Raw genomic sequence first — 19,042 nt, 5'->3', positions numbered from 1 at the left:
GCTGTTGAGAAAAAACCTGTCATCTGCTCACTTTTCCATCACTGCTTTTCTATCAATGTCTTTCCCTTCCCTGTTTTTTTGTCAGATGTCATGTCTGTCACGGCTTCATCAATCAATGGTGTGCCGGAAAGATAGCCCTGTTCGAGCAAGAAATGATCCATAGCCAGAATGGTAGCGCTGCGCCAGGGCTCCCGGTTAAAAAAGCCGTGCTTTTGTCCCTGTGCGGTTAACAGGGTGGTGGGCACCCCTTCTGATAAGGCCTTCTCTGCGAAAAAATTGCCCTGCGCCAATAGCCCATCCCGGTCACCAAACATTAACAGGGTGGGTGGCGTGCTGCCGTCGATATGCAGATTGGGTGACAGCCTGGTGACCGCTGACTCGGGCATCATCGCGATCAGTTCAATTTCCCGGCTGGTGAACTCCTCTTCCGCCGTGGGATTGACCAGGTCGAGTACAGGGTTGAACAGTACTAACAGGGCGGGACGCATTGATGACATGTCGATGCCCGCCGGGTGATTGCATATCGCCAGACAGGCAGCGATATGGCCGCCCGCCGAGGCACCGGACGAAACGATCTGTTGCGGGTTAATGCCCAGTCCCACCGCGTGCCGCTGTAACCATAAAAGTGCATCAAATCCGTCTTCCACTGCCTTATCCGGAGTCGTGTGGTGGCGTGTGTCCACACGATAGTCGACCCTGACTGCGACAATTCCCCGCCGGGCCAGATAATCTGCCTGCCAGCTGAAATGCTCGATCCCGCCGCTTATCCAGCCTCCTCCAAAAAAGAACAGGACGGCGGGTCTGCGGTCATCTTCAGACCAGTCCCGGGGCAGATGAATTTCCAGGGTGAGTTTTCCCTGGGGGGTCTCTTTATAGGTGAATTGTCTGACCGTGGGCCTGTTCGAGAAAAACAGTGTGTAGAGAATAAACAGGACGGTGCAGACAGAAAATGCTCCCAGCAACCATGGCCAGAATTCTCTGAGCCAGCTCATAGTGATCCCTCCCTTAGCAAACCAGTTTTGACAGGCCTGAAATACACTGATCGATAGTCCGGTAGACCGACTGGTAAACCGGTTGCGGTTTGTTGTAGGGGTCCGGAATTTCAGCGGCTGATTGATCAGCAAACAGGCCGCCGAGCAGCAGTGCCTTGTCTGCGGCAGCTTGTGAAAAGGTAGCCAGTTGTTTGACGTGATCGGCCTCCATGACAAAAATGATGTCTGCCCACTCGGTTAATTCCGTGGAGAGTACCGACGAACGGAGGTGGTTCATAGGCACTCCCTCCGCTGCGGCAATAGCGGCCATTCTCGGGTCTGCCGGTCGGTTACCCAGCGGGTGAAATCCTGCTGATTTGAAGAAATATCGCCCGGTATCCGGGATATTTTTTTCTGCCAGGGCCTGAGCCACAGCACTGCGATTGATATTGCCATAGCATAAAAACAGTATATGGCTGGCTGTCGACAGTCGATCGCTGACCAATGAATAGCGACTGCGCCTGATAATCCCGTTGCGGAACTGTTTCTCGCGGTAAACACCGCTCAACCGGTCCGTGTAACTGCGAACAATCTGCCAGAGGTCAACCAGACCCGGTTTCAGATCAGACAATGACTGGGCGTCGAAATAATGTCGGGGGGAGAATACCTTCAGTAAATCTTTCATGGCCTCGCTCAGTGCCGGGATAGTCACCAGCCGGGGATCAGCATCTTTGCGTGCCACGGCTTCCAGCCAACGAAGATCGCTGGACAGTTTTCGACAGTAGATCTCAGTCTGGTAGGGCTTTGTTTCAATCGGTTGAGCGGTATAAAGCTGGTAAAGCTGGTGAGGGAAGTCTGCGCCGGCGGCAACGGCGAGGGGCAGCGAACCCCAGAAACGACCGTTGATTTCAATCAGAATAAATTCACCGCTTTCCGGGTTCTGCTTGAATTCCACCATGGCGACACCGTGCCAGTTCAGCTGTTTGATCAGCCGGGCACTGACATCGAGCAAGACCGGATCAACATTGACACTTTTCCGATAACTGCTGCCGCCCCCGCTGAGGGGCATTTCATGAAGACGCTGATGCTGAAAGGCGCTAACGATCTCACCGCGATTGGCAATTAACTCAATACCCTTGCCGATACCGGAAAAATACGCCTGCAGCACCAGATGGCCGTGCTGGAGCAGTTCCGTGCCCACTTTGATCAGTTCTTCTTCTGAATGGGCGTAGCGGACCGACAGTGGCGTCCGTAGCGAGTTGTCTGAAATGGACCGACCCGGTTTGATCACCATCGGATAGCTGAATTCAGACAGCGCGGACTGAAGCGCTTCAATGCCGGTTATATCCCAGCTGGCGGGAAGGGGGGCGTCGCACTGCCTGGCGAGCAGGGCAGTCCGCGACTTGTCCAGCACGGTTTCCAGTGCATCCAGCTCCGGTGCGGCAATCCTGTTGTAGTGGGAGCTGTTGTGAAAATGCCGGGCTATGGGCACCAGGGTTCGCTCCGTGGCCGGGATCACCAGTTGGTACTGGTGATCGGTGAGCTGATCTTCCAGCCAGCGAACAAAGTCATCAGGGGCCAGTAGCGGATTCGGATAATCGAGAATACTCGATGCGTAACGCGAGTAGCCGGCAATGGGGTTTTGCTGGTGAGAGGCAACGACTACCGGAATGCCCCGGCTACCCAACGAACGGGTAATCGCCAAAGCCGGTAATGTGTCCCCATCAAGAAGAAGGATAGTCATTGGTAATCATTTCAACCTGTCTTGAAGGTTATTCGCATCAATCGTCAACTGGGCTAGTCTTTCCAGCATCTGGCTGGTATGAGAACGAATGACCGCAGGGTTGCTGTTAAAGGATTTCCCCTCCTTGATCAGATGTTTCAATTGTTGCCTGGCCAGAAAGGCCTTGCCTTTATTGAGCAGGGTTTTGGTGGTGGTGGCCCGCCTGTCGTCAAAAATTGAGACCAGATTTGCCGGCTCATAGGCCACATTGATTGACTGGCACCAGTCATGCCATTTGAATTGATTGATATGGGGCATGGTGTTGATGGGTCGCCAGGGTATGCCATAGGCATCAGCGATAATTGCACCATGAAGTGATTCGGTGATGACGTATTTAGAGGCAATCAGATTGTTAATAACGATGAGGGGATCTTTTGTCCTTGGGTCAATGTGGTGGATTCCCAGGTCATTGGCGATATGCTTCCAATAGCCACTTTTTGCGGTGTCACAATGCATGATCAATGACACCTCGTGAATTTTTTCAGCTTCGGGTATGAACTCCCTTAACAGGATAGCGGGATCAGTCAGTGCTTTCGAGGGATCAATACCCAGCTTTTTTGCGGTTTGCGGTCCTCTGACAAAATAGATATTGAACTTGTCATCGATCTCCGGTGAAGAGAAATAACCTACCCCGGAGCCCGCAATAAATTTTACCGGCAGAGGGGGAATTCTCTGGTCGAGTATGGTGCCAATTCCATACAGCAGGGCCGCTTCCCGGTTGTTTTCCTCGTAGTATTCTTCCCCGTGCCTGGCGATACCCTGAATGACGCCAGGCAGTAACTTTGGCCACAACCAGGCATTCAAATCGTCTCCAAAATTACCTTCGTTGTCATGGTAGTAACAGAGCTTCATAAATTGGTTGCCTCAGGCCGTTTGAGATTGGTTGCTATGAACAGACTTTATTGTATTTCATCCAAATAAAAGGGAACGCGTTCAGGGAAATACTCCCTGATTAGATCCTCGCAGTGGCCCCATACCTTTCTTGTCAGATAGTGCTCATCAATGCCCTCTATAAAAGAGGCTTTTTCGGGTTCGGAGTTGGCGTGTGAGGTATTGATATCTCGTGCATTGATGTTTAAAAACCGGGCAATTTCTCCAGATTCCCGAGACAGGTTATCTGTTCTGATGTAAAGGCTGGCAGCCTCCGGAAGATGCTGCTTTGCCAGCAGATAGTGTTCATTATATTGGGACAGATAGGCATCCAGGGAAGCCAGCTGGTTGGCCTCGAGAAGGGCCTCTTCCGGATCATACCCCCGGGTTTTGTCCATCCAGAAATACTGGCGATATTCCTCCCATTCCGGCGGATGTTTTTTGAAATGAAAGTTGATTCTGGACCTGATCCAGCTCAGTGGCTCCCTGACGGTGACTAAATATTTTGCGTCGGGAAACAGGCCGACGACTTCCTTTGCTATGTAAATTAATGAATGGGTAGATTCCATTTCAAGGTTCAGTTTTCTGTCCCGTTTTTCAATAAAGGACTGAACCTCTTCAGCCGTCATTTCATTTTTTAAATAGTTGATGATTTGATGATTGGTCTCTGAAATGGCTGGCTCGTGGGCTGAATCAAAATGGGCCTTAAACATGGAGGAGATGGACGTTGTACCGGTCTTGGCGGCACCGATACAGTAACAATGAAATCGCCGGGGCAATACCTTGCGGGTTCTGAGCCGCAATTGATTATAAATAGACACAGTGACTCCTGTTCAGGAACTTGATTATGGTTGTCATATCCTGCCCTTTCCGGCGAAGCTGGTTATTTCATTGTAAAAGGCATGCCTGGAAAGCCTGAGACCAACGATCCAGCCCACAAATGCCACTGCCATCAACAGGGCAAAATGAACATAAATGCTTTCGATATGCCCCTGCATCAAGGAGTTTACAGCCAGTGTTGGTGATATTGTGAAAATCAATGGCATCAAACCCTGCATGGCAGGTTTTGCGGCATCTATCATGCCGATGCCAAATACCTGGTTGGCATAAAACTGGCAGGCCATAAACCTGACAATAAAAAATCCTACCAGTGCCAGGCAGACCGCTTTCAGTCCTACAAAGCAGGCACCACCCACCATTATGATTTTTGCAATATTTGAAATGACCTTGATCTTCAGTGTAATTCCCGGTCTGCCATAGGCAATGAACAGATTGTCGGCAAACAGAAATGACGGCAGCAGTACACCCGCCAGGCAGAGGATTTTTACCAGCGGAATGGCGGCATCCCACTGCGTGCCATACAGCACCCTTATGGTTTCTTCCGTGTAGAGAAAAAGGAAGGTAAAAAAGGGCCAGGCAAAAATATAGGAGTAAGTGACAGCCTTGAGATAACTCTCCCTCAGCTTGCCTGTGTGAATGTTGTCCCGGGAGAAAAGCGGCAGTATGACCCCGCGAATGCTGCTGACAAATATATGATCGAACAGTGAAAAAGTACCAAAGGCCCGGGAAAAGTAGCCCAGCTGCGCGAGCCCAAGCATGCGGGCGATCAGGGCATCAGTGATACTGGTAGCAAACTGGTTGATGATGTTGCCCGCGCCGACAATGGAGCCGAACCTGAATATATTTTTGGCACCTTCCAGGGTGGGGATAAGACTCACGTCCCTGGGCCGAAAGAAAACTGACAGAAGTACAATGCTGGAGGTCTCGGTGATCGCGCCATAGGCGAGACAGAGATAGCCGGAACCGGTGTAGGCCGTTGCCAGGGACACGCAGATGCCCAACAGGGTTGCGGTCAGGCCAATAGCTGCAGTGATATGAAAGCGCATTTTCTTGCGCAGCAATGCCAGGGTGATAGTGCCAAAAGGGATAATAAAAAAGTTGAAGGAGAGAATTCTGATCAGCGTTTCTATACCTTCTTCCTGAAAAAAATCGGCTATCAGGCCCGCCGCGAAAAACAGCAAAGTCCCCAGCGTCCAGGACATCAACAGGTTGAGCGTGAAGGTTGTTCTGATTTTCGTCTCATTCAATTCTTTTTCCTGAATAATGTACTGATTCAGGCCAAAGTCGCGAAACAGTTGGGCCAGCGCCACAATGGCAAAGCCTGCACTGAAAATACCAATCTCTTCCGGCGTCAGCAGCCGGGCCAGGATCATGGTTGAGACAAACTGAAAGGAGAGCGTCAGATACCTGCCGGTGATACTGAATCCAATGGCTGTGCGAGTGGTGATAGTCATCAGGTCGAATAAACTCTGGGTTTGGCAGGCAATTTTGTAACGGACTGCAAGTCTATCTTATATTCGACTGCCTGAAGAACACTCCGGCAAATAAGATATTCTTTGTCCTTACCGGGTTGGCCTGATCAGCGCTTCAATCAGGCCGGTGTTCTGAAAAGATGTAAAACATCCTGACAACCCTTCTGTCCGCTGTGGTTTAGGCGAAAAACGTAAAAAATTCCGACAGTTGTTAGCGGCCTCGCACACTGTCAGAATCCTTGGCTTCGAGCAAACGTCCGAGGATTGATAAATGAACCATCTGCTGTACAGCGCAGTTGCCAGAACACTGCCCCTTGTGCTGCAGACAAAAAATAAACAGCGGGTTTGCATTCTCACCTACCACCGCGTGTTGCCTGAACGTGATTACATGCGCAGTTCCGAGCCGACAGTGGCGACGTTCGATTGGCATATGGAGCTGCTCGCCCGCTACTTCAATCCGCTGTCGCTGTCTGATGCCATTGCCAGGCTGGACAACAATGATCTGCCGGAAAGAGCTGTTTGCGTGACCTTCGACGACGGGTATGCCAACAACGCAGAATGTGCGTTACCGGTACTGCAACGTTGGAGCATACCCGCCACCGTATTTATTTCCACGGGCTTCCTCAATGGTGGCCTGATGTGGAACGACGCGGTGATCGAGGCATTACGAATTGCCGAGAGTGACGAGTTTGATCTGCGATCGCTGGGTCTTGCCACCTACGATCTGGCCGATTTCCACCACCGCAGACAGGCAGCGGGTCAGATTATTCGTGAAATCAAGCATTGGCCACCGGAAAAGCGCGCCGAGGCTATTCGTGTTATTGAGTGTATGGTGGGGCCCTTGCCGGAAAATATGATGCTGACCAATGATCAGGTGAAGCAGTTGAGCGATGCCGGTATCGAGATTGGCGCTCACACCAGGACACATCCCATCCTGGCCATGCTAAAACTTGCCGATGCCAGGCAGGAAATTCAGGCCTCAAAAAATGCACTGGAAACATTGGTGGACAAACCGGTTCGCTATTTTGCCTACCCCAATGGTCGGCCAGAGATCGACTACCGGTTGGAGCATCGCGATTTTGTAAAATCCATCGGTTTTGAAGGCGCGGTCTCCACCCAGTGGGGAGTTGTCAGCGGGTCAAGCGATCGTTGGCAGATGCCGAGATTTACCCCCTGGGATCAGACGCCATTGCGATTTATGGTGCGTTTACTGGCAATGTTCAGGAACCCGGCTTGAGGGTTTACTGATTGTCGCCCGACGACCACTGCCCGGCTGCTTTCAGTTTGTCTCTGAGGCCGGGAAGCGGGAATCCCCTTTTGTAGAGACTGGTGGCATAGGTTCTGGCTTCGGGATATTTTTTGAGATCCACCAGCAAGAGCGCCAGGTTGTACTGAATCTGTGGATTGTGGGGGTCAAGCTCAATGGCCTTTTCATACAGCTCAAGTGCCTTTTGCTGATGGCCGGTCTGGTGAAGGAGAATACCGTACAACATGTGGGTAGTTGCATCATTGGGGCTGAACTTAATGGCCCGCTGTAGATAGCACTCTGCCGGAGTGTAGCGTGATGGATGGCCATCAGGCCATGTATTGATGCGGTAGCGAATAGCGCTGTACAGGGCCCGGTGATGGTTTGGCCAGGCCCTCAGGGTGTAACCGATATCCCCAAGAGGCGAGACACTGGTTTGTCCCTTGATCAGCTGTTCTACTTCCTGATTAAAGTGATGCTTTTCGACAATGTTGAGCTGCCCTGGTAACTGGTTGCGCAATAAGTAGTCAAACGGGCCAAAATTTTCCAGACCGCCCTCACAGGGTGCGCCTTTGAGCGTATCGCCTACCCAGGGAGCATGGCCGACAGGCGCTGCAAAAACTGATGTGCTGTATAGCAAAAACACCGAAAACAGGGATAGAGCAAAACAGTGGGGCAACGTTACTTTCGTCAACTTGTGCATGGGAAACCTGTAAAGAGCCATAGCAAGCTAAACACCCGCGAGTGTAAGCTTCCAGTAGGTGATAAAGTGCGCATTAATTATACGGCACCTCTGCCTGTAAAAAGGTTTTTGTCAGTAATCCGGCCGACAGTCACTTTGACTGCTAATACTGCCAGAGTGCAGGGTAAATGTCAGAAATGAAACAGTGGATATTTCATTTGGCGAAGTATACGGGGCTGTTTGCCCTGTGCCGCCGGATGACAGCCGGTGATTTGCGAATACTTGCTTACCATGGAATCTGGCTGGGCCAGGGCCATTATGGCAATTATCTTTTTATGAGTGCCGGTAAATTTGCCGCAAGAATGGAGAAAATCCGGGCGCTTGGCTATCCGGTATTGAGCCTGACTGAGGCATTGACCCGTCGAAAAAACAATACACTACCAGCCAATACGGTGGTGCTGACCATTGATGATGGCTGGTATGGCACTTACCTGCATATGCTCCCCGAGCTGGAAAAGCAACAATTCCCCGCAACCCTGTATGTCACCACTTACTACAGTGAAAAACAGTGGCCGGTGGCGAATGTCGTACTGCATTATCTGGTCTCAAGGACAGACCTGGCGAGAGTATATCTTGCCGATCTCGGCATCCCCGGTGACCAGGTTTATGACCTGGCAGAAAGTGACCAGCGGTCAGACCTTGCCACAACACTGCAGTGCCATCTCGAACAGTTGCCCGGTGAAGATGAGCGGCAGGCTTTTCTCTGGCAGGTAGCAGATCAACTAGGTTTTGACCGGGAACTGATTTGCTCAGAAAAGTGGTTTCACCTTGCCACGCCCCCACAGGTGCAGGAAATGTCCCGGCGCGGTCTGGATATTCAGCTGCATACCCATCGTCACCGAATCACAAAAGCGGGACACTTCTGTGTTGAAGAGGAGATAGAGGATAATCGTGCGCGACTGGAGCCTCTGACAGAACAGCCACTGCAACATTTCTGTTACCCCAGTGGCGTGTATGACCGGGCAATCTGGGCAGACCTGAAAAAGCTGGGTATTGCCTCAGCCACAACCACTGCGTCGGGTTTGGCCGGCAGGGGTGCCGAGATTTATGCGCTGCCACGAATTCTGGATGGTGAACATGTTTCAGACCTGGAGTTTGAGGCGGAACTGTCCGGTTTGCTTGAGCTGAAGCGATCTTTTTTCAAATGGCTGAAAACAGGATGATTTGAAGAGCAATGGAAAAAATAAAAAAATACTTCAATACTATTCGGGCGCTATCAGCGCAACCGGGCAATAAAAGTATTGTACGACAGCTGACGGAAATGCTCCTGTTGTTTATCCGTTCCCGCCTGGGTCCGGGCTTTTACCTGTTGGCGCAAATGTACAGGCAGGACTTTCCTCTCCGCGACGTGCTGGGCTATCTGAGCACGGCTGGTTATAAAAGACAGGTTTACCGGCTCAATAACCGCCTTTACCACAAGAGTTCACAAAACAAGGTGATAGAAAAAGCGGTACTGATGGCCTATGGACAACCGACCCCGGAGTTGCTCGGTCATTATGACTCTGTAGACGGTTTGGCCGCTGATGGTTCGTCGCTGAGGACAGCAGCCGACCTGAAGGCCCTGCTGGAAAAACAGCAGGATAAAACAAGAATCTGTTTCAAGCTGATTGAATCCTGGGGCGGTCAGGGTTTTCGGGCGATCGAGTATCATTCAGCGGGGCAGGTCAAAGATCTTGAAACCGGAGCCTGGCTGGAGACAGACAGCTTTGTTTCAAGTATCGATAAAACAGAAGCGGGTGGTGTACTGATCGAAAAATACCTTGAGCAACACCCGGATTATGCAGCAATCAACCAATCCAGCGTTAATACCCTCCGGATAGGCGTGCTCAAAAAATGCGACGGGACTGTCGATTGTCTGCTGGCCTTTTTAAGGGCGGGTCGCACGGGGGCTATTGTTGATAATGCCACCTCGGGTGCTTTCGTGTTTCCCATTGATGTGGTCACCGGAATCGCTAAAGTGGGATTCACGAAATACAAACCGTGGGTGTTTTACCAGGAACACCCGGACAGTATGACAAGATTGGCCGGGACCCGGATGCCCATGTTCACGGAGGCGGTCGAGCTGGCAAAAAACTCACTGCATGTTTTCCCCGGAATCAGATTCGCAGGCGTTGATATTGCCTTTTCTGTGGCAGGGCCGGTTATTCTTGAATTGAATATTTATCCCGATTACAGCGGGTTTGCCTATACAAGGCTGCCCTCACGCAACGCGTTAACTGTATAACAGGGAAAGGTGTGTAAATGACGGAAATATGTTTGAAAGGGAGCACCTTAACCCAGACAAGTCAGAAAATACGTGTGGAGGCTGTCGTGGAGGGCTGTGAGCCCATCTGGTTTGAGCTGGACAAGCAATTTCAGCCCATGATCGACACTGAATCAGTGGATGCTTTTTTTATTCTCTATACCTGGCTTGCCATGGAGCGGGGTCTGGATCTCAGGGTCGAGGGCAAGGTGTCCAGGCAGCTAGCTGATGCTGTGACACAAGATATACAAAAAATGTTTCTCGCGTTATGTCCCCGTTTGCATGAGATTGATATTGACGTACTCAATCCGGAGGCATCCTGGCAACAGTCAGCGGAAGCTTCAGCTACGGGATTCAGTGGTGGAGTGGATAGTTGGTACACAGCCCTGCAGGCTGCGGAAAATGGTACGCCGTATGCTTATTATTTGTTCGCGAATACAGGGCAGCATGGTAAATACAACGTTGAAGAAGTTTTTGCGCAAAGGTTTGCTGTAGCAGAAAGTGCCTTGCGCACCCTGGATAAACCCCTGATAGCCGTCGATAGCAATATTGACCGTATTTTCAGAGAGCGTTTTCAGCAGCGTGATGTGATAGGCAACATTGCCTGTGCGCTGTTATTGCAGCAGGGTATTTCCAGATATGATTATTCTTCCAGCTATGCGCCTGAAGACCTGGGGGTGTTCGAGCACTACGACATGTCAATTATGGACCCCTATCTCCTGCCATTACTCAATACCGAGAGGATCCGTTTTTTCTCCATCGGGGATGAGGCTGGAAGAATAGAAAAACTTGAGTTTATTTCATCCAGAGACCTGTTCAGCGATGAAATATATGTATGTATAGAAAAAACTATTCCCATAAAAAACTGTGGTTATTGCTTTAAATGCAGAAGGACGCAGCTTGCCCTGGAAAGCATCGATAAAATGGCATTATTAAAAAATAATTTTAATTTCATTTTCTATAAAAAAATACGACTGGGTTCAATGATCGGATTATTTTCAAGTGCTGATAAAAGCAATCTTGATCTTGAAATAAAAAGTGCACTAATAAAAAAATATGGCTTGAATATATTTTTTGTTCGTGTTCTTTCAGTTCTCTGGTCTTTGACAAAGAAGTTCATGCCAGAGGACATAAGATGGCGAACAGAGCAGAAGTTTCCTTACTTATGGTAGCTGCATTGTTCTTATAGAATTTTTTCAGGAGCTTTTCAAATGAACAAAAAATTGCTCATAAGTAATATAAGAGTAAATCAGGAAGATGGGTTTAATATTTTATCTGCTGATGTTGATGGCGATTTAATTTTTTTTAAAGTTCCAGATAAATTTCCCTTATACATAAATGCTGAGTGGTTTATCGGTATTTCTCTTTTGGAGGCCATGGTTTCCCGGCGGGATATAGAGGTTGATACAGGTGTGGCTGTGTCCCGGATGTTTTATGATCAGCTCAGTGAATTACAAACGATATATTCCAAGTGGAATCCAAAGCTTAAAAAAATCGCATTGAACTGTGAGCTGAGCAATCGCGATAAGCAGTTCACTCATACTGGAAGTTTCTTTTCTGCGGGGGTTGATAGCTCCTATACCCTTATCGCCAAGCGTGATGAAATCACTCATCTTATTATGCTGCGCGGTTTTGATATGGGCGATGATGATTCAGCCTGGAATCGCCGCATTGAGAACCAGACAACGTTTGCTGAGAGTAATGGAAAAGAACTGATTCCAGTGGATACCAATGCCCGGGACTGGACAGAAAAAAAAGAGATTGGCTGGAGCTTTGCCCATGGACTATTGATTTCTTCTGCAGGTGGTAATCTGGGTATGAAGCGTCTTTATGTCGCTTCATCACATACGTATGACAATCTCTTTCCCTGGGGCTCTCACCCACTAACTGACCCGATGTGGAGTACGGAGTCAACCAAAGTAGTCCATCACGGTTCCGGGTGCAGTCGTACCCTGAAGACAAAAACAATTCTGGAATTCCCCAATGTAGCTGAAAATCTTCAGGTATGCTGGAAAAGCATTGATAAAAATTGTGGGCAATGTTCCAAGTGTATACGAACCATGGCAGCATTATTTCTTTTAAATGGTGATGTCAAATCGTTACCAAAACTTCAGATGAGTCAATTAAAAAAACTGCAGCCTACTTCTGATTCATTAAAAACCTCTGTAATTGATTTGCTCCTTCTGGCTGATGAGACAGGGAATATTGAATTCTACAAAAAACTGAAAAAATATTATTTGAAATATGAGAGAAGTAAAATAGGTCCGCTGATCGATAAGTGTTTTCTAAACGGAGTATTAAAGAGAGCTTACCGACGCATTATGAAACCAAAGTGGTTAAATTTAAGAGTGGTTCCGATTAATACGGAAAATTATGACCTTTAGAGCCAAGTTATTTCACGGTTCATTGACATCAATGAGGGAGCAATCGCCAACTTCGCTGGATGAGTAGTTGGCGTGGCCAGATACGGGTAAAGAGACGGGGTTTATAGTGGCCGGACGTATATAGGTCACGACGGGTCTGCGATGTTGCAAATGCTCCGGAGTAATCGCAGTCATCCTCTCCAGCATAGAGTATTGTTGCACCACAGCGTTCGGGTACCTCCCTGAGGTAGGATAGATGCGGACTTACCTCCACAAGCGCAGGATCCAGAAACCAGCTGGTACTCTGGAACCCAAGCAAGGACGGGTTAGCAGCCAGCAAGTCTGCCAGATTTTCATAGGTTTCTATCCAACCCTCAGGATTAAAGGCTGTGGTGTAATGTGGATGCATATGCAGCTCGAGAAAAGGTTTGATACCGCGACAACGGGCAATCACCTGAATGAACTTAGCGGTTTGTCGTAAGCCGCCCTTAAATATTAGGCTCCGGGAAATGCCGGAGAAGGGCGTTGCAAACTCGGCCCCACAGGGAATAAGGCGGTGGCACAGAATGGCAAGGTCCTTGCGAAAAGGGTCGTTATCGAAAGAAAAATAGCTATCTGGCTTATCGGTGAGCAGATTCTCTATCCGCTGCAGTTGTTGCTCGTACAGAAAATGGAATTTTTCAGGAAAAACCCAGCAGGCATCAGCCAAGGTAAATTCTTTCAATAAGTTACGACAAAGGCTCCTGTTCAGAGTTAGGGCTGCAGCTGGATTTTGTCGGGCAACTGACTGTTCCGCTGCTAACAGTTCTGGTGGTAGCGCTGCATAACCATGACCAGATACAGCACCAGAAACAATGGCCAGCTGATAATAGGACTGGGGTGAAATGTCGGTCATCCGGATCAACCTGTCTTGTGGTTGCTGACGCGGATAAAGTGCCGCACAGACTAATGATCACGATACTATCATGAGAAAGAAGCACCAATGAGCAGCTCTTGCCAACAAGTATACGAAGTCGTGTAGACCATCGCTAAGGAAAGTTTTACTGTCATGTACCGCTAGTGTGCGTGAGGACTATGCTCAAGGTGGTTTTTTTGCGATAAGGGGATTTATACCTTTTGCCTTTTTCGTTCTGTGGCTTTAGTGTTTACTTCCACCTAATAACCACTCTTGTTTTCCGTTGGCGAAATACCATTCACTACCGGTCGGCAGTCGAACTACTAGCTATTTGAATCTAGGGCACAGGATATGACTCGTAAAGACGAAAAGCCGGCGTTTCAGCAGGATGTGCATAATTTCAGGGCCTTTGCCATTCTGGGGGTAGTTGGTGCACATGCTCTGCATAACTTTTACTGGCCGGCAGATTCTTATACGTTTGTGATATTGGATACGCTCTTCAACCAGTCGACGATCTGGTTTGCTTTTATTGCGGGGTATCTATTTCAACACCTGAGTGTGATGTATTCGACGAAAAGCTATTATCTGAAAAAACTTAAAAACGTATTTCTTCCCTATCTCGTTTGTTCAATTCCTGCGCTTGTTGCCTCAATGACTTTTTACGAGCAGGCAATGCCTGCAGGTTTTTATGAGCTTCCGTCTGCGTCTCAGGCATTTTTGTTTATCGTCACGGGCAAGCATTTGGCGCCATTCTGGTACATCCCGATGATTATGGTTATTTTTCTATTGGCGCCAGTGCTGATTGCGCTTGATCATCGGCCTGTATTCTATCTGGCACTTCCTCCGTTATTGCTGCTTTCTGCATTTTTGGGACGAGATGGACTTTTGATGTACTTGGAGCTTTCTCCTTATTTCGGTCAGCTATCAAAGGCAGTGTACCTCTTGTCGCCCTATATGCTGGGAATGTTTATATCTCGTTTTTATACGCAGAGTATGGCGCTGGTCGGTCGGTGTTGGATTCCATTAGGGCTGATGGCAGCTTTATTTTTTGTTCTCGAGGTACTCAATTACCATCTTACACCCTATTATATTTTTCTTTTCAAGGTGCTTAGCGCGCCGGTGATTCTTTACTTTCTCGATCGGCAGTTTGGTGTGGCCCAGCGTCTTGTGAATAATATTGCGGTTTTTAGTTTCGGGATTTTCTTTCTGCACGGTTATTTTTTATCTGGTACAAAAATATTGGTTACCTTCCTCTCGGATTTCGATGGTAAGTTTCCTGGAAATATTGTTGCATACACGTTTTTTACAGTAGCGATTGTGTTGGCATCACTGTTGGCCATTACTGTAGTCCGGCGTATTGTCGGCAGGCAGAGTCGATATTTGATAGGTTGTTAACGGCTTGAATATTTCCCCCAAGCCATACTCACTCTCTACCGACAAGTGAGAGGCCGTTGATCACTTTTTCAGAAAATTTCAGTATAAAGGTCGGCTAGCTAAGCTGTTTATCGAGGGGTTAGCACTGAGCCAGCGGTTGGTTTTTTATTGGTGTTGGACCAACCACATTTCCAGCACCATCAGAATCCAGATCAGTTCCCCGTAATAGGCAGCATGCTGATTTCTGTGCAGGTCTATGGTCTGGTCAATAAACGTGGGTTTGAAAAACTGGCGTTTTTTCAGGTTCAGTAGATGGTCATAGGCCATTTCCTGAAGCGGTTTATGGGTTTCCATCCATACCCCAAACGGCAAGCCGAATCCCTGTTTTTTCTTGTTGATGGTGTCGTCGTGCAGCCAACCCTTCAGTGCGGCCTTGTAAAAATGGCGCAGGTCGTTGCCTTTGATCTTCCAGTCACTGGGTACCCGACATGACAGGTCAATCAGACCGTCATCCAGCATGGGATAAGCGACATCCACGCCAGCCAGTTCACACATGTGACTGACCTTTCTGAGGTCGTTATCCGCCAGGGTGTATTGCCAGTCCAGATACAGCATTTTATTGAGCGTGCTGGCGTCAGTCGCCCGATGGTAAGTTTCTCTCAGTAACTGGAGCGGCGCTTGGGTGTCGACTGTCGCCAGAAATTCATCGTTGAAAATATCATTCGCGGCATGGCGGTGCAGGAAGTTATAACTTTGCAGGCGATCGGGTAGCGGGATATTGGCCTGCTGGAGATAGCTTTTTGCCTTGCCGGCCAGTGGTATGGCATTGGGCAGGGCATTGATGAGCGGTTCAATGAACGTGTGCCGCAGTCCTGCGGGAAATTTCTGGTAGTTTTCAAATACCCGTTGCTTGATATAACGTTCGTTGCCACCAAACAGCTCGTCGCCACCGTCGCCGGCAAGCAGGCACTGGATACCGTTTTCGGCGGCCAGTTTCGCGCAGAAGTAAGCGGGCAGGGCAGAGGAGTTGCCGAACGGTTCGTCATAACTGGCGGCGACCATTGGCAGGGCCTTCACCACATCTTCCGGCGTGACATAGTATTCGTGGAGCTGGATGCCGAAGTGTTTTGCCGTGAGGCGCGCGTAGGCCATCTCATCGTAACCCTTGGCTGAAAAGCCGATCGAAAATGCATGGGCATTATTCGGACAGATTTCAGCCAGCATGCCGGCGACTGAGGAGCTGTCTAGTCCACCACTGAGAAATGCTCCCACTGTCACATCGGGCTCAATGCAATGCTCAACGGCACTTTTTAATTGTGTCTTGAGTTCTGCCCCCAGGCTGGTGAATGAATCCTGCGATTGCTCCCTGAACACGGGTCGGAAGTAGTTGCTGACAACACACTGGTTTTCCGAGCAAAGCAGCAGGTGTCCGGCGGGTAATTTTTTTAGTCCACCAAATATCGAATGTGGGCTGGGTACCATATGAAAATAGACGTAGTCATATAGGCCCTGGGCTTGCAATGCCGCCTGTGCTGCCTCGTCAGTCGGGGTTGTATTGGCAAGTACAATGGATGCCGAAGAGCCGAAAACCAGTCCGTGATCGATCTCGGTGTAATAAAGCGGGTAACGGCCCATCCGGTCGGTACCCAGCATTACCGTATCCGTCGAGGTATCGATAACCGCGAAGGCGAACGGGCCCCTTAATACTTGTAAAAAGCGGCTGCCGTATTCAGCGTGGGCCATTGCCAGTGCTGCGCCATGGCCCTCCTCGCGGGCTTTGTTGGCCAGGTGTTCCTCGGTCCACTGCGGTTGTCCAATCATGGCAAAACTGGACCCGTTATCTGTTTGGTAAAGCTCATCGCTGCTGGCACAGGCCGATGTGCTGTTTTCGACTGAATTATTTGGCAGTGAGCTATTGGCCGCTGTCACCATTCTGCCCAGCGCATTTTCTGAGCTAAATGCTGTTGCTGCAGAACAGGACCAACCCGCCAGGTAGTGGTTGAGCAGTGGCGGCAGATTGCTGGTGGTCATGGCGTGGGCTCCATTTTGTTTGCGGTCCATTCATTCGGGTTTGGCAGGATGGCAGTAGCAACCATTATTCAGTGGTCGGTCAGTGGTTGTTGTTGGTGTTCGGAGATTTTTGATCGGGCTGATCGGTCAAATGGTTTTTCAGCCATTGCGCTGTTTGCTCGAACAGTTCCGTACGCCAGACCGTCCGGGAAAAGGTATGATCGGCATCGGCCATGTCATTAAAAAAGATTTTTTCCTGCAGCCCCGAGCTTTTCCAGATAGCTGAGCTATACGTGAAATCTTTGAACTCCTGAGCAATATAGTCGTTGCCACTGGTCAGAATATACGTCTTTCCCGGAAAGCGTTGCAGACTCCTGGTTAATCGTTCGGGCAATGGTAGCGACGTCAACTCTTCTGCGTCTGATATTTTTTTCGAGTCGCCGTTGCTTTTGGCGATATGCCTGAGCAATTGTAGCCAGGCTTTCAGGGAGCGCATCAGGGAGAACTGGCCGGCCCGGATTTTTTGCCAGAAACGGGGATCTCTCAGCCGGTTCCAGTAGTAGTGTTTGAGGTAGGTTTTGGCTTGCCCCGCCTCTGTTCTTATCCAGGGATTGACCATAAAAATTCCCGCCACCCTGGGATCCCTGTAGGCGTAAAAAGCGGCGGCCGAGGCGGACTCACACTCGCCCCAGAGCATCACGCGCTTCAGGTTGCCACATTGTTTGAAGAGCGTGTCGATGGCACTCCGGATATCGGCATCCATGTCGAGGAAGCCGCGAAAAGAGCCGTTGCTGTCACCGGTTCCCCGATGATCGAAGCGCAATACCGGAATGCCCTGTCGAGCCAGTTCCCTGCCCAGCACAACAAACTGGCGGTGGGCGCCTACCCGGTATTGAGGGCCGCCGGCCACAATGATTACCACGCCGGTGGTTCCAGCCTGGTCCGGCGCGTGAACGATGCCCAACAGAGCATCCTCTTCACAGGGGAAAACAACGGCGTGCTCATTCATGTTGGGGTGCCCCGGTCAGATGACTGATGGTCTCGTTCACCAGATTGGGTGCCAGGGTCCGTTCGTGAGCCTGCCAGAAGGCGGGGCCTATACTGGTCAGATGTTCAATCTGTTTTCCCTCGGAGCGCCATTGTTCGATGGTTTTCAAATCGGCGCGGGGGGTGCTCCGCTCTTCACTGGCCAGTACCGTAAACCAGCTGATCGGTGCGGTGACAGGTGACAGGTATTGGTCGAAATGGGCAGCCTGGACTCCCCTGAAAAGCGCGGGAGACACATCATAGCCGGCCACCTGAATGCTGTTCCCCCGGTTGAGTTGTTCTTCAAACTGGGCAGTGGTGCCGCCGTCCTCGTCGCGGCCAATGGCAGCGGCAATCTTGATGCGCAGAAACTGATTGAGAGCGATCTTGCCGTTGCTGACCGGTTGCCAGAAGACCAGCCGTTGCAGGTTTTTCACCTCGGGTGCGGCGGCGGCTGCCAGCAGCGCACCGAGGCGGATACCCAGCAGGGTGACAGATCGGTAGCCGAGCTGCCCGGCATAGTCTGCTGCGGTGATGATATCCCTGATCCACTGTTGCCAGTCGGCTTCTACAAACTCGCCCTGGCTGTCGCCGGTCCCAAAGGGATCAACGGATAGCAGAGCGATGCCGTGGCCGACAAGTTGCTGCGCCAGCATAGTTTGCATATAGCGACAACGGTTCATTTCCTCGGCAAAGGAGGGGGCGACAATCACGCATTCTGCACGGTCATTTCGAGCTTCAGGTGCGCAGTGGAGCGAGAACAGTTTGCCTCTGCCCCCGGCGATATACGCGGGTTCGAGCCTGCAGGAAGGAGTCATCAGTCCAGCTTTTGCTCGACGACTTTTGTGAGACTGCCGATGGTGGCGAACACATCGGCATTGAGTTCGTCATCGTCGAAAGCACAGCCGAATTCTTCCTCCAGCGCAGTCACCAGCGAGACCACAGCGATAGAGTCAAATTCCGGTATGGATCCCAGCAGGCCGGTGTCACTGTCAAACTCAGTGGTTTGTCCGTCGAGCATAAGTACGTCATTGATAATTTGAATGATGTCCGCTTGCAAACTCATAGAGGGTGTTCCATTTTTGTCATGAATCCAGGGCGTTCAGCCTGCCGGATAGCATTCTGCCAGCTCAGTACGGAATTGAGTAGTGGTGTGACAGGTTGTGCAGATTTTTTATCACCCGAAGCTGTAGTCGATGTTGGTCGGG

The 19,042-nt window shown here is 49.9% G+C and carries 17 protein-coding genes; 6 read left to right on the top strand and 11 right to left on the bottom strand.

Annotated elements, in window-relative coordinates; genetic code table 11:
• Positions 1 to 38: 38 nt before the first annotated feature.
• Genes U740_RS01615 through U740_RS01595 form a run of 5 tightly spaced genes read right to left on the bottom strand, consistent with a single transcriptional unit; the run spans position 39 to position 5,918 of the window.
• On the bottom strand, positions 39 to 992 hold the full coding sequence (locus U740_RS01615; RefSeq protein ID WP_051921118.1) for an alpha/beta hydrolase: 954 nt from the start codon (positions 990 to 992) through the stop codon (positions 39 to 41).
• A gap of 13 nt (positions 993 to 1,005) precedes the next feature.
• Complete coding sequence (locus U740_RS01610) at positions 1,006 to 2,715, bottom strand: arsenate reductase/protein-tyrosine-phosphatase family protein (protein WP_036858599.1); 1,710 nt, start codon at positions 2,713 to 2,715, stop codon at positions 1,006 to 1,008.
• A 6-nt stretch (positions 2,716 to 2,721) separates the two neighbouring features.
• On the bottom strand, positions 2,722 to 3,606 hold the full coding sequence (locus U740_RS01605; protein ID WP_051921117.1) for a polysaccharide pyruvyl transferase family protein: 885 nt from the start codon (positions 3,604 to 3,606) through the stop codon (positions 2,722 to 2,724).
• Positions 3,607 to 3,653: 47 nt separating this feature from the next.
• Positions 3,654 to 4,445: a sulfotransferase gene (locus U740_RS01600; RefSeq protein ID WP_036858598.1), complete on the bottom strand. Its 792-nt coding sequence runs from the start codon at positions 4,443 to 4,445 to the stop codon at positions 3,654 to 3,656.
• Between the two features lie 33 nt (positions 4,446 to 4,478).
• Entirely contained in the window at positions 4,479 to 5,918 is a 1,440-nt protein-coding gene (locus U740_RS01595) for a lipopolysaccharide biosynthesis protein (protein ID WP_036858597.1), read from the bottom strand.
• 289 nt (positions 5,919 to 6,207) lie between these two features.
• On the opposite strand from U740_RS01595, the gene U740_RS01590 reads away from it, so the two are divergent.
• Positions 6,208 to 7,173, top strand: a complete 966-nt coding sequence (locus tag U740_RS01590; RefSeq protein ID WP_081890797.1) for a polysaccharide deacetylase family protein — start codon at positions 6,208 to 6,210, stop codon at positions 7,171 to 7,173.
• Positions 7,174 to 7,177: 4 nt separating this feature from the next.
• Here U740_RS01590 and U740_RS01585 read toward each other — a convergent pair whose 3' ends face one another.
• Positions 7,178 to 7,885, bottom strand: coding sequence for a tetratricopeptide repeat protein (locus tag U740_RS01585; RefSeq protein ID WP_051921116.1), 708 nt, complete (start codon positions 7,883 to 7,885; stop codon positions 7,178 to 7,180).
• 167 nt (positions 7,886 to 8,052) lie between these two features.
• Between U740_RS01585 and U740_RS01580 the strand changes: the two genes are divergently transcribed.
• From U740_RS01580 to U740_RS01565, 4 genes are read left to right on the top strand one after another with little or no spacing between them, the layout of a single operon-like run.
• Positions 8,053 to 9,087 carry a polysaccharide deacetylase family protein gene (locus U740_RS01580; protein WP_081890795.1) on the top strand — a complete coding sequence of 345 codons (1,035 nt, stop codon included), beginning with the start codon at positions 8,053 to 8,055 and terminating at the stop codon, positions 9,085 to 9,087.
• Positions 9,088 to 9,098: 11 nt separating this feature from the next.
• Positions 9,099 to 10,148, top strand: coding sequence for a sugar-transfer associated ATP-grasp domain-containing protein (locus U740_RS01575; protein WP_036858595.1), 1,050 nt, complete (start codon positions 9,099 to 9,101; stop codon positions 10,146 to 10,148).
• A 17-nt stretch (positions 10,149 to 10,165) separates the two neighbouring features.
• Positions 10,166 to 11,338, top strand: coding sequence for a hypothetical protein (locus U740_RS01570; protein ID WP_152556767.1), 1,173 nt, complete (start codon positions 10,166 to 10,168; stop codon positions 11,336 to 11,338).
• A gap of 39 nt (positions 11,339 to 11,377) precedes the next feature.
• The gene (locus U740_RS01565; protein ID WP_036858593.1) at positions 11,378 to 12,550 is read left to right on the top strand and encodes a hypothetical protein; all 1,173 of its coding nucleotides are present in this window, start codon (positions 11,378 to 11,380) and stop codon (positions 12,548 to 12,550) included.
• Positions 12,551 to 12,578: 28 nt separating this feature from the next.
• Here the strand turns inward: U740_RS01565 and U740_RS11760 are convergent, their stop codons facing one another.
• Entirely contained in the window at positions 12,579 to 13,424 is an 846-nt protein-coding gene (locus U740_RS11760; protein ID WP_051921115.1) for a hypothetical protein, read from the bottom strand.
• A gap of 351 nt (positions 13,425 to 13,775) precedes the next feature.
• Here U740_RS11760 and U740_RS01555 point away from each other — a divergent pair, with 351 nt between their 5' ends.
• Complete coding sequence (locus tag U740_RS01555) at positions 13,776 to 14,819, top strand: acyltransferase family protein (RefSeq protein ID WP_036858592.1); 1,044 nt, start codon at positions 13,776 to 13,778, stop codon at positions 14,817 to 14,819.
• A 144-nt stretch (positions 14,820 to 14,963) separates the two neighbouring features.
• Here the strand turns inward: U740_RS01555 and U740_RS01550 are convergent, their stop codons facing one another.
• The 4 genes from U740_RS01550 to U740_RS01535 form a co-directional block, all read right to left on the bottom strand.
• Positions 14,964 to 16,829, bottom strand: a complete 1,866-nt coding sequence (locus U740_RS01550) for an asparagine synthetase B family protein (protein ID WP_200877021.1) — start codon at positions 16,827 to 16,829, stop codon at positions 14,964 to 14,966.
• 79 nt (positions 16,830 to 16,908) lie between these two features.
• Entirely contained in the window at positions 16,909 to 17,817 is a 909-nt protein-coding gene (locus tag U740_RS01545; RefSeq protein WP_036858591.1) for a hydrolase 1, exosortase A system-associated, read from the bottom strand.
• On the bottom strand, positions 17,810 to 18,652 hold the full coding sequence (locus tag U740_RS01540; RefSeq protein ID WP_036858590.1) for a hydrolase 2, exosortase A system-associated: 843 nt from the start codon (positions 18,650 to 18,652) through the stop codon (positions 17,810 to 17,812). Before U740_RS01540 ends, U740_RS01545 begins: the two co-directional genes overlap by 8 nt.
• Positions 18,652 to 18,900 (bottom strand): acyl carrier protein, encoded by a 249-nt coding sequence (locus tag U740_RS01535; protein ID WP_036858589.1) that lies wholly within the window; start codon positions 18,898 to 18,900, stop codon positions 18,652 to 18,654. Before U740_RS01535 ends, U740_RS01540 begins: the two co-directional genes overlap by 1 nt.
• Positions 18,901 to 19,042: the final 142 nt, after the last annotated feature.

It is taken from the genome of Porticoccus hydrocarbonoclasticus MCTG13d, assembly GCF_000744735.1.
Lineage (GTDB): Bacteria > Pseudomonadota > Gammaproteobacteria > Pseudomonadales > Porticoccaceae > Porticoccus > Porticoccus hydrocarbonoclasticus.
Note: the sequence above shows the minus strand (reverse complement) of the source record. Positions and strands in the feature narration are given on the sequence as shown.

Coding starts and splice junctions, on each gene's coding strand:
- U740_RS01615 (WP_051921118.1), bottom strand. CDS start 992: ATGAGCTGGCTCAGAGAATTCTGGCCATGGTTGCTGGGAGCATTTTCT.
- U740_RS01610 (WP_036858599.1), bottom strand. CDS start 2,715: ATGACTATCCTTCTTCTTGATGGGGACACATTACCGGCTTTGGCGATT.
- U740_RS01605 (WP_051921117.1), bottom strand. CDS start 3,606: ATGAAGCTCTGTTACTACCATGACAACGAAGGTAATTTTGGAGACGAT.
- U740_RS01595 (WP_036858597.1), bottom strand. CDS start 5,918: ATGACTATCACCACTCGCACAGCCATTGGATTCAGTATCACCGGCAGG.
- U740_RS01590 (WP_081890797.1), top strand. CDS start 6,208: ATGAACCATCTGCTGTACAGCGCAGTTGCCAGAACACTGCCCCTTGTG.
- U740_RS01585 (WP_051921116.1), bottom strand. CDS start 7,885: ATGCACAAGTTGACGAAAGTAACGTTGCCCCACTGTTTTGCTCTATCC.
- U740_RS01580 (WP_081890795.1), top strand. CDS start 8,053: ATGTCAGAAATGAAACAGTGGATATTTCATTTGGCGAAGTATACGGGG.
- U740_RS01575 (WP_036858595.1), top strand. CDS start 9,099: ATGGAAAAAATAAAAAAATACTTCAATACTATTCGGGCGCTATCAGCG.
- U740_RS01570 (WP_152556767.1), top strand. CDS start 10,166: ATGACGGAAATATGTTTGAAAGGGAGCACCTTAACCCAGACAAGTCAG.
- U740_RS01565 (WP_036858593.1), top strand. CDS start 11,378: ATGAACAAAAAATTGCTCATAAGTAATATAAGAGTAAATCAGGAAGAT.
- U740_RS11760 (WP_051921115.1), bottom strand. CDS start 13,424: ATGACCGACATTTCACCCCAGTCCTATTATCAGCTGGCCATTGTTTCT.
- U740_RS01555 (WP_036858592.1), top strand. CDS start 13,776: ATGACTCGTAAAGACGAAAAGCCGGCGTTTCAGCAGGATGTGCATAAT.
- U740_RS01550 (WP_200877021.1), bottom strand. CDS start 16,829: ATGACCACCAGCAATCTGCCGCCACTGCTCAACCACTACCTGGCGGGT.
- U740_RS01545 (WP_036858591.1), bottom strand. CDS start 17,817: ATGAATGAGCACGCCGTTGTTTTCCCCTGTGAAGAGGATGCTCTGTTG.
- U740_RS01540 (WP_036858590.1), bottom strand. CDS start 18,652: ATGACTCCTTCCTGCAGGCTCGAACCCGCGTATATCGCCGGGGGCAGA.
- U740_RS01535 (WP_036858589.1), bottom strand. CDS start 18,900: ATGAGTTTGCAAGCGGACATCATTCAAATTATCAATGACGTACTTATG.